The sequence below is a fragment of the Campylobacter sp. 2018MI13 genome (assembly GCF_018501135.1).
In the GTDB taxonomy this organism is placed as follows: Bacteria; Campylobacterota; Campylobacteria; order Campylobacterales; family Campylobacteraceae; genus Campylobacter_E.
Genome location: NZ_JAHCZC010000066.1, coordinates 1 through 10,440 on the forward strand (window position 1 = coordinate 1; position 10,440 = coordinate 10,440).

General features: G+C 25.9%; 7 protein-coding genes, 1 other RNA gene and 1 pseudogene. 7 read left to right on the forward strand and 2 right to left on the reverse strand.

Features of this window, described 5'->3' with window-relative positions:
* From KJQ99_RS07190 to KJQ99_RS07200, 3 genes and pseudogenes are all read left to right on the forward strand, one after another.
* The coding region (locus KJQ99_RS07190; protein ID WP_214150394.1) for an EAL domain-containing protein at window positions 1–389 on the forward strand (389 nt) is incomplete at its 5' end.
* Window positions 386–796, forward strand: coding sequence for a preQ(1) synthase (queF, locus tag KJQ99_RS07195; protein ID WP_214150395.1), 411 nt, complete (start codon window positions 386–388; stop codon window positions 794–796). The genes KJQ99_RS07190 and queF, both read left to right, overlap by 4 nt.
* 12 nt (window positions 797–808) lie before the next feature.
* Window positions 809–1,999 (forward strand): annotated as a pseudogene (locus KJQ99_RS07200) (HD domain-containing protein); the annotation flags it as partial.
* Here the strand turns inward: KJQ99_RS07200 and ffs are convergent.
* Window positions 2,000–2,097: signal recognition particle sRNA small type (ffs, locus tag KJQ99_RS11305), an RNA gene on the reverse strand.
* 43 nt (window positions 2,098–2,140) lie between these two features.
* Here ffs and KJQ99_RS07205 point away from each other — a divergent pair.
* The 4 genes from KJQ99_RS07205 (at window position 2,141) to KJQ99_RS07220 (ending at window position 9,104) form a co-directional block, all read left to right on the forward strand.
* The gene (locus KJQ99_RS07205; protein ID WP_214116160.1) at window positions 2,141–2,572 is read left to right on the forward strand and encodes a hypothetical protein; all 432 of its coding nucleotides are present in this window, start codon (window positions 2,141–2,143) and stop codon (window positions 2,570–2,572) included.
* Window positions 2,573–2,619: 47 nt separating this feature from the next.
* Window positions 2,620–4,221 carry a CTP synthase gene (gene pyrG, locus KJQ99_RS07210; RefSeq protein WP_214116158.1) on the forward strand — a complete coding sequence of 534 codons (1,602 nt, stop codon included), beginning with the start codon at window positions 2,620–2,622 and terminating at the stop codon, window positions 4,219–4,221.
* Window positions 4,209–5,786: a single-stranded-DNA-specific exonuclease RecJ gene (gene recJ, locus KJQ99_RS07215; RefSeq protein ID WP_214150397.1), complete on the forward strand. Its 1,578-nt coding sequence runs from the start codon at window positions 4,209–4,211 to the stop codon at window positions 5,784–5,786. Before pyrG ends, recJ begins: the two co-directional genes overlap by 13 nt.
* Before the next feature lie 75 nt (window positions 5,787–5,861).
* Complete coding sequence (locus KJQ99_RS07220; RefSeq protein ID WP_214150398.1) at window positions 5,862–9,104, forward strand: autotransporter outer membrane beta-barrel domain-containing protein; 3,243 nt, start codon at window positions 5,862–5,864, stop codon at window positions 9,102–9,104.
* Window positions 9,105–9,255: 151 nt separating this feature from the next.
* On the opposite strand, the gene KJQ99_RS07225 is transcribed toward KJQ99_RS07220, so the two are convergent.
* Window positions 9,256–10,281 carry a GGDEF domain-containing protein gene (locus tag KJQ99_RS07225; RefSeq protein WP_214150399.1) on the reverse strand — a complete coding sequence of 342 codons (1,026 nt, stop codon included), beginning with the start codon at window positions 10,279–10,281 and terminating at the stop codon, window positions 9,256–9,258.
* Between the last annotated feature and the right edge of the window lie 159 nt (window positions 10,282–10,440).

The following is a 10,440-nucleotide window of genomic DNA, read 5'->3' on the forward strand; positions in this document are numbered from 1 at the left end:
CTAATACAAATGGGAAAATTATTTTTGAATTTTTTGAAAATGATGTTTATTATGATATGCCAAGATTTGAAGAAATAATAAAAGAATATAGAGAAATTAACATCAATTTTGCCCTAAATCGTATAGGTTCGCCTAGTTCTTTAGAATATTTAAAACGATTAGAATTTGAATTTGGTATTTTTGATATTGAGTTTAATAAAAATGTAAAAAATGAAAAATATTTTATAATTTATGAAAATTTATTTAATTTATGTAAAAGCCTAAATATCAAAACTATTATGAGATTTATTGATAATAAAAATCTACTTGATTTAACAAAAGATATTAAATTTGATTATTATCAAGGCTTTTTATTTTATAAGGACAAAAATCTTAAGGAGATGAAATGAAAGAAAAATTAAAATACGGACAAAAAGAAATAAAAAAAATTAAAGGTAAAAAATTAGAGCGTTGGGAAAATAAGCAAAAAAATGATTATGTTATTAAAATAACTCTACCTGAATTTGCTTGTCTTTGCCCAAGAAGTGGTTATCCTGATTTTGCAACATTATATTTAGAATATATACCTAATAAATGGGTAGTTGAACTTAAAGCAATTAAACTTTATGTTAATTCATTTTATAACAAAAACATAAGCCACGAAGATAGTATAAATAAGATTTATAATACTCTTAAAAAGCGTTTAAAACCAAAATATATCAAATTAGTTGGAGATTTTAATCCTCGTGGTAATGTTCATACGGTGATTGAGTGCTGCTCTGATACGGAAATTAAAAAAAGAAAAGAAAAAAGATAAAAAGGATAAATAATGATTAGTCCAGAGCTTGTTTTACATATTTTTAAGGCTGCTTCAATTTCAAGATGGAATGATTTTCCTAGAATTTGTAATTTAGTTGAACTTGATAAACAAGCTCATAAGGCTATTATTGCTTATTTTTTAGCAAAAAGTGAAAAAGACATTGATATGAGATTTTTACTTGATGCTATTGTTGTTGAGTTTATTTCTCGTGTAATAGTTACTGATATTCGTCCTGATGTATTAAATGAAATCAAAAAAACAAAACAAAAAGAATTAGATGAATGGATACAAAAACAATTTAGTTTAATCAATAAAAACGATGATTTTTTAAAAATTTTTAATGATTATTATAATGATAAAACTCACGAAAAAGAAAAATTTATTTTAAAAGCAGCAGGGTATTTATCAACTAGATATGAGTTTTCATTCATATATCCAAATGTTAGTAATTATGAAGAAATTAAAGCTAAGTTAGATGAAGAATTAGAAGATTATTTAGAAATTTTAGCAGTTCAAAAAATATCATTAAATCAAAAATTAGCTAAGGTAATTGATTTAAGTGGTCGTTTAAGATTTCAAAAGCGTTGGGCTCAAACTCCTAGAATTCCTGAAACAAGTGTTTTAGGACATATGTTAGTAGTAGCTGTTTTAAGCTATTTTTATTGTCTTAAAATAAAAGCTTGTGATACTAGATTTATTAGCAACTTCTTTTGTGCGATTTTTCACGATTTACCAGAAAGTCTTACAAGAGATATTATTACACCTGTTAAATACGGAATTGATGGGCTTAGTGAGATAATAAGTGATTATGAGCTTAAATTAATTGATGAAAAGATTTTACCTTTTGTGCCTAATAATATAAGAGCTGAATTTGCTTATCTTTTAGGAATTTATAATGAAGATGGTAAGATTAAAAAAGATGAATTTAAAAATAGAATAAATAAAGAAAATGTAAAAATTATTCAAAATCCTAACGATTATAATGAAGATTGTTTTAATACAATTGATGGAAAAATGCTTAAAGCTTGTGATAAAACTGGAGCTTTTTTAGAAGCAATTATTTCTAATTATTACGGCGTTAAATCTAAGGATTTAAAAAATGGTTATTCAAAGATTTTAAATGATTTTAAAGAAAATCCTAAAATTGGTGAAGTAAATTTTTATGAAATGTTAAAAGAATTTGAAGAGTTTTTTACAAACCCAAGCCAAGAGACTTGCGGCACACACTCATAAAAAGTGCTCTGCTATGTTCCCATCCTGAAGCTCTGCTTTTTACAAACATTGCACAAGGCTTGACTTGAGAAAACGCATTTTAAGATAAAATGACTTAATAGAGGGTAAATGAAATTAGATTTAATTTATATTTTTTTAGCGAATTTAAGAATTACTTTTATAGGAGTTAATAATTCTTTTGATTTAAGAGCTAAATTAATTTCTTGTATTGCAGGAGTTGTTAAAGATGAAAGACAAGATTTAAAGCGAAAAATAGAACAACTCTCAAAAGAAATCTATAAAAAAGAAATTAAAAGAAGAATATTTTTAGCGACCATTTATCAATATATAAAATATATTAAACAAGATACAATGGGAGTTGATAATATACTTAAAGGAATTAAAAAATTAACTAAACAAAATCCAAAACTAAAGCGAAAAATTAATTTCGTTCAACTTGATAGATTAGTATTGAAAAAATCAATTAAAGAAGGCGAAGAAGAAATTGAAGATTTCGCACAAATTAGGGTTTTAGAATTTTTAAAAAACGAAGTTATTTGATTGGTTATTAAAATTATATACAATAAAAAAAACTGATAGGAAAAAGTATGGCTAAATTTATATTTGTAACAGGTGGAGTTTTAAGCTCACTTGGTAAAGGAATTGCAGCAGCTAGCATTGCAAGTTTATTAAAACAAAGTGGATTAAAGGTAAGTATTTTAAAGGCTGACCCTTATATAAATATTGACCCAGGAACTATGAGCCCACTTGAACACGGAGAAGTTTTTGTTACAAAAGATGGTGCAGAAACTGACCTTGATTTAGGACATTATGAAAGATTTTTAGATGAAGATTTAACTCATCTTAATAACTTTACTACAGGAAAAGTATATCAAAGCGTAATTGAAAAAGAACGCCGTGGAGAATATCTAGGTAAAACTATTCAAGTAATTCCACACATTGTAGGCGAAATTGCTAGTAGAATGGAAGCAGCAGCTTTAAATCAAGATGTTTTAGTAGTAGAAATTGGTGGAACGGTTGGAGATATTGAAGGCTTACCATTCCTTGAAGCAATTCGTTCTTTAGGACTTAAATACGGAAAAAATAATGTATTTTACGCACATTTAACTCTTGTTCCTTTTATAAAAGTAGCAGGAGAATTAAAAACTAAACCAACCCAACATTCAGTTGGAGAATTAAGAAGAATAGGTATTAGTCCTGATATGATAATAGCTCGTAGTGAAATTCCACTAGGCGATGAAATAAAAGAAAAAATTGCAAAGAGTTGTGGTGTAGAAATTGATTGTGTAATAGAAAGTATTGATGCAAAAAGCATATATCAAATTCCACTTAAATTTTTAGAACAAAATATACTTTTACCTATTGCAAAACATTTAAATCTAAAGCTAAAAACTCCTAATTTAAAAGAGTATGAAGCATTAACAGAAAAAATAATTAATCCAAGCAAAAAAGTTAAAATTGCTTTCGTAGGAAAATATATAGATTTAAAAGAAAGTTATAAATCTTTAACAGAAGCACTAATTCACGCAGGTGCAAATCTTGATACAAAAGTAGAGATTAATTGGATAGATAGCGAAGAATTAAAAGATGAAAATGATTTAGCTGGAAATGATGGAATACTTGTAGCTGGTGGATTTGGACAGCGTGGTGTTGAAGGTAAAATCAAGGCTATTAAATACGCTCGTGAAAATAATATTCCATTTTTAGGAATTTGTCTTGGAATGCAGCTTAGTTTAATTGAATTTGCTAGAAATGTTATAAAACTTGATGATGCTAACTCAACTGAATTTGATGAGAATACTAAAAATCCTATTGTTTATTTAATTGATGAATTTATTAATCAATCAGGTTCAAAAGAAATCAGAACAATAAAAACTCCATTAGGTGGGACTTTAAGACTTGGCGAATATGTTTGTAATATAAAAGAAGGCACACTTTTAAGTAAATTATATAATTCTAAAGTAGCTTATGAAAGACATCGCCATCGCTATGAAGCTAACTCAAAATATCGTGATTTATACGAGCAAAATGGACTTATTATTAGTGGAGAATCAAATGGACTTATTGAAGCTATTGAAAATACAAATAATGATTTCTTCGTAGCCGTTCAATATCATCCTGAATTTACTTCAAGGCTAACTAAAGCAAATCCTGTCATCTTAGGCTTTATTAGACAATGCTTGCACTAAATAAAACTAAAATTAAGCAGGTTTTAGAAGATAGATTTAAAAACGATTTTCATAAAAGCCTTAGCACTATTCCAAAACCTCATACCTTTAAGGATATGAATAAAGCAGCAATTAGAATAGCTAAGGCAATAAAAAATAAAGAAAAAATAGCAGTAGTAGGAGATTATGATGTAGATGGCATAGTATCTTCTACTATTATGAGTGAATTTTTTGCTAATTTAGGTGTAGAAATAATTGTTAAAATTCCAAATCGTTTTAGCGATGGATACGGAATTAGCGAAGATATAGTGAGTAATTTAGACGCTAGTTTAATAATCACGGTTGATAATGGAATAGTAGCGTATGAAGCTGCAAATAAATGTAAAGAATTAGGTATAGATTTAATAATAAGCGATCATCACACCCCAGGAGATACTTTACCAAATGCTTATGCTGTAATTAATCCAAAAAGAGATGATTGTGAGTTTTCTAAGCATATTAATTGTGAGATTTGCGGGGCGCAAGTAGCTTGGTGGCTATGTGGGGCTATTAAAAAAGAATTAGATATAGAATACAATATGGCTAGTTTTTTAGATTTATTGTGTATTGCAATTGTTGCTGATATGATGAATTTAAATGATTTAAATCATATATTAGTTCGTTATGGCTTAAAAGAGTTAAATAAATTAAATCGTCCTGCTTTTGTAGTTTTAAAAGAAAAATACAAAAAGAAATTCTTTGATTATGAGAGTATTCCGTTTTTAATAGCACCATTATTAAATGCTAGTGGAAGAATGGATGATGCTAGTATTTCTTATAAATTTTTAAGAGCAAAAAGCCTTAATGAAGCTAAGAATTTATTAGAAATAATAGAAAAATTAAACCAAGATAGAAAAGAACAAGAAAAGCAAAGTTTTTTAGAAAGCATAGAATTTGCAAACGAAAATGATAAAGTAATCATAGCTTATTCTAAGAATTGGCATAAGGGTATTTTAGGCATAGTTGCAGGTCGTTTAGCTAAACAATTTAATAAACCTAGTTTTGTTTTTAATATTGAAGATGACTTAGCAAAAGGAAGTGCTAGAAGCGTAGCAGAGCTTGATATTTTAGAGCTTTTATCAAATGTTAGCGATATTTTGACTAATTACGGCGGACATAAAGGAGCTGCTGGACTTGCTTTAAAGGTTGAACATTTAAAAGAATTTAAAACAAGGCTAAATAATTTAGAATTTAATTATAATGATATTGATTTTTGCGATACTACTAATACTTTAGGCGAGTTAGAATTTAGCGAAATTGATATGGAATTATTAGATATTTTAAGTGATTTTGAGCCTTTTGGGCAAGGTAATGAAAAGCCATTTTTTATAAGTAAAGGCGTAATTATTAAAAATCTAGTTTTATTAAACGAAAAGCACTTAAAATGCACTTTTACTCAAAATAATTTAACTTTTGAAGCGATTTGTTTTAATTGTGATTTTATCCCATTTGAAAATGAATGTGTCAATATTCATTATAGTTTGCAAAAAAATTATTTCAAACCTAGCCCTACAATTCAGCTAAATATTTCTAATATTTATATTTAATATTTTAAAATAACTTAATTTTATTTAATATTAATTTATGTAATACAAATTTATGTAAAAAATAAAGGTTTTTTAATGAAAAATATTTTTAAATTAAGTATAGTTCTTACAACTATTTTATATTCATATGATGCTACAAATATTGTTGGTGACTTAACAAAAAATATAGACATAAAACAAACAGGAATATCTAGTATTAAAGCCAATAAAATAGATGATAGTATTTATTCAACTTTTGTAATTAATGGCACATTAACTACAAATAGTATAGAAAATAAAAATCTAATATTTGATTATAAAAATACACAAATTGATAATAAAGATTATTTAATATTAGTATCTGGCGGTAATTTTACAGATAATGGTTCTATTTTTATTTCTCAAGGCAATAGTGTATTTAGTAATAATATAGAAGCTATTAAAATAAAAAATAATGGAATAGTTACTCTAATTAATTCTAGTGTTTATGCTGGTAATGCTGATAGAACAGATTTTCAATTTGCTTCTGCTATTTTAATAGATAAGGGGACATTAAATTTAAATAATTCTTTAGTAGAAGGAGGTTATCAGCGTGGTAGAAGTTATCAAGCTATTAATGCTCGTAGTTTTGGAACTGATAAAACCTATTTAAATATAAGTGGTTCAATCATAAAAGCAGGAGATAATGATATAAAATCAACAGCTATTATGGCTAATCAATCAAGCACTATTGTAATAGATGATACTAAAAATAATAAAGGCTCTAATATAACAGGGTATATAAATACTGATGGGGATTTTACTATTAAGGGTATTTATAAAAATAATTCAAATTTCATTGCAAAATCAAGCAATACTATGAATGCTACAAATAATACTTTTGATACTATTATCAATTCAAGCACTAAAACAAATCTCGGAAAAAATGCAAATATTGACAAAGCTTATATTGGTGGTGGTCTTGATTTAAATAAAAGTTCAACTTCTACTGGAACATTTATAATTACAAATAGTTATATTAAAGGCGATATTGTAAATTCTGATGATATTAGACTTATAAAAACTCTAAAACCTACTATCAATTCTAAAATAAGCTTAGATAATGTTTATTTAGATGGGGCTTTAAATAATTATTCAGGAGAAATAAAAAGCTCTAATTCAGTATTTAATAAAATTGTAAAAAGTGAATATGTAAGCAAAATTGATGATACTAATTCAATTTTTAAAGGTGGTTTTAGTGCTGATGAAATAATTTTAAATAAAAGCACTTTAGAAGGATTTAAATTACCATCTATAAGTGATGCTAAATATAGTGCTAAAAATTTTAATTTAACTAATACAAAAGCAGGTAAAGATATAAATACTAAAGGATATTTAGAATTAATGGGGGGGGGTGTTTTAAAGGCTACAAATTCAGCTCTTAATTTTGATATTAAAAGTAATAATTCTATTAATATTGATTTAACTAGGAGTTCTTTAGTAGGTAGTTTTAAAGATTTAGCAGGAAATAAAATATCAGCAAATAAAATAAGCTTAAATAATTCTACAAGTTTAGGAGCATTTAGTACAAATGAACTAATTGCAAATAATTCTACATTCTTCTTAGGTGGCACAAATACTACTTATAATGGAGCAATAATTTCTAAAATTAGCACAAGTGGGGCTAATAATAATTTTGGAATTATTGGAGTAGTTAGCAAAGATACTAAAGGGAATTTAGTAGCAAATAATTTAAGTGTTAATTTACCTTTAGCTATTTTAAAGGGTGCTAATAATGATTTTGCTACAAATCTTAAATTCTATTCAGGAATTAGCGAATATGCTTTAGCGAATTCTTATTTAAAGAGTGAAAAGGTAGGAGATTATCAAGTATATGTTTTAGCTAAGGATAATAAGCAAAGTTTTAATGATTTAACTTATAAAAATAATTCTAAATTAGATATAAATAAAATAAATGAAATAGTGACTAATAGTGATAAAATAAAAGATTTAGTAGATTTTAATGATAATTTATTAGCAAGTAACGAAGCAAAAGAGTTAATTAATCAAAATACAGATAAAAGTCTAGAAAATAAAGGCACAATGATAAAAGATTTTGATAATAAAAGCATTCCTTGGATAGATTTAAAACCTGCAAATCCTATTAAACCAACAACCCCACCAAATATTGAAGATACTAAACCAAGTGAGCCAGAAATAAAACCTGATATTAAGCCAGAAGTTACACCAGAAACTCCTATAAATCCTAATGAAAATATTAAACCTAATCCTAACGAAGAAGCAAAACCTGAAATCAAACCAAGCATTCCTTGGATAGATTTAAAACCTGCAAATCCTATTAAACCAAGTGAGCCTAAGACTGATGAAGAAAAATTTGAAATAGCATTAGAAGAACAAAAAGAAGCTATAAAATTAATGGTAACAGGTAAAAATGAAAAAGCTTTAGAATCAGCTAAATTAATGACTTCGCAATTTTATTTTTCTCAAGTGTTTGAATATAATAATCTTAATAAGCGTTTAGGAGAATTAAGAAGTTTTACTAATAACAATGCAGGAATTTGGATTCGTGGATATATAAATAAAGGTAGTATCAAAAATACTTCTATAAAAGCCAATGAAATACAATTAGGTGCTGACAAAATCATAAATAATAATGATTTTGATACTTATGCAGGAATTATGCTAAATATCGGTAAAACAACCACTGATAATACTACTAATTCAAAAATTAATAATTATGGTTTTGGAGTGTATGTTAGTAATGTTTATAATAATGGATTTTTCTTAGATGCTACTCTTAAAACAAATCATTATAAAAGCGAGTTTAAAAACGATACATTTTTAGGCAATTCTACAAGTAAAGGAACAGGTATAATAGCAAGTGCTGAATTAGGTTATAGATTTGGTGATGAATTTTATTTAGAGCCTAGTTTAGAATTGATTGCAAATTATATCCCGAAGACTGATATTAAAGGTGAAAAAGTAATTCAATTTGGCAATTTATCTCAAGTATCAAATGTCAATATTACATCTTCTTTAAAAGTTTTAATGGTATCAAAAGCAGCAGTTTATACTGGAGTAGATATTAATAATACAACATTAAGAGCTGGAATTGGTGGAATATTTGATTTAACTAATAATCCTGATTTTTTAGTTAGTGATGGGATTAGCTCTTTTGCTTTTAGTGGAGCGAAGAAAGATAAAAGAGGTTTTGCAAGTATAGGACTTAATAAAAATATTAGTAAAAAATTAGGATTAAATATAGAAGCTGAAAAGACTTTTAGTGGGAATTTAAATATTGATTATAATATTAATGCAAGTATTAGATTTGAGTTTTAAACATTGAATTTTCTTATTTTAAATTCTAATTTATAGGATTTAAAATAAGGTTTTCAAATATTATTATCTTTTAAGTAATTTTATAAAAATAAATATACTCACAAACTTAGTATAAATAATAAATTTATCAAAGAATTTAATATGACTTTGGTTATTCAAATATAGTTTTATTTCTTCCTGTTTGTTTAGCTTTATAAAGTCTATTATCAGCAGTTTCAAACGCTCCAAATTTAGAGTTTGTAACCAAACTAACACCTATACTAATAGTTAGTTTTATTTCGTGATTTTTAGCCTTAAAAGTATGATTTTGTACTTCGTTTCTAAGGTTTTCAAGTAAGCTAACACACTTATAAAAATCATATTCTTTAAAAATTAAAACAAATTCTTCTCCACCATAACGATAAGTTTTTGAATATTGTTTCAAAATACTTGCAAGACTTCTTAAAATAATATCTCCTACATCATGCCCGTAAGTATCATTAATCTTTTTAAAAAAATCTATATCAACTACAGCAATTACATCTTTATTTTTTACTTCAGTAGTGTCATAAGCTCTTCTATTATAAACATTAGTTAGTGAATCATAAAACGCTAGTTTATATCCTTGATAACCAATAGCAGCTAAGAATATAAATGAGCCTAATTCAAAATAACTTAAATTATAAAATTGAAGGCTATTGTAGAATATAAATTGAAAATAGGCTGCAATATATGCACCTTGCAAGAAACATTCAAAATTTTTAATTTTTCTAAGAATTACAACATAAATCATTAAAACTAAAAATAAGCAAAAAGAAAAATCTGAATAAACATAAGTAAGATTTATAAAGTTTAAATTATGTAAATACGATATGAATTGGTAATCTTTAGTAAATATACCAATTAAGATATAAAACAATACTACTAAATAAGCAGGAATTAATCTCTTTGTAGAAAGATAATCTTTTTTAAGCGTTAATAATATTGCAAATACAATCGGTGAAAATAGTGAAATATATGCGTGGGCTTGTTGAAAATCCATAAAAATAAATAATATCCTACTAGCTAAAAATAACAATGTTATAAAAGTGATATTTAGTTTTTTAAAATATATTGAACCTAAAAATACTAAAAGTTCAAAACCAAGTGTTGCCGCAGGAAGTGGATAGATTAATTCTAATAGAAGTGATTGCTTCATAATTTACCTTTATATTTAGTTACTGATTATACTAATATATCGGTAATTAAATTTATATTTTAATATGTTTTTAAAGTTTAACCCTATTTATAAAATAGGGTTTGTGAATTTATAAAGAAAGATCTTTTAAAAATTCATCTTTTAAATAAATTTTCATAT

Coding starts and splice junctions, on each gene's coding strand:
- KJQ99_RS07205 (WP_214116160.1), top strand. CDS start 2,141: ATGAAATTAGATTTAATTTATATTTTTTTAGCGAATTTAAGAATTACT.
- KJQ99_RS07225 (WP_214150399.1), bottom strand. CDS start 10,281: ATGAAGCAATCACTTCTATTAGAATTAATCTATCCACTTCCTGCGGCA.
- recJ (WP_214150397.1), top strand. CDS start 4,209: ATGCTTGCACTAAATAAAACTAAAATTAAGCAGGTTTTAGAAGATAGA.
- queF (WP_214150395.1), top strand. CDS start 386: ATGAAAGAAAAATTAAAATACGGACAAAAAGAAATAAAAAAAATTAAA.
- pyrG (WP_214116158.1), top strand. CDS start 2,620: ATGGCTAAATTTATATTTGTAACAGGTGGAGTTTTAAGCTCACTTGGT.
- KJQ99_RS07220 (WP_214150398.1), top strand. CDS start 5,862: ATGAAAAATATTTTTAAATTAAGTATAGTTCTTACAACTATTTTATAT.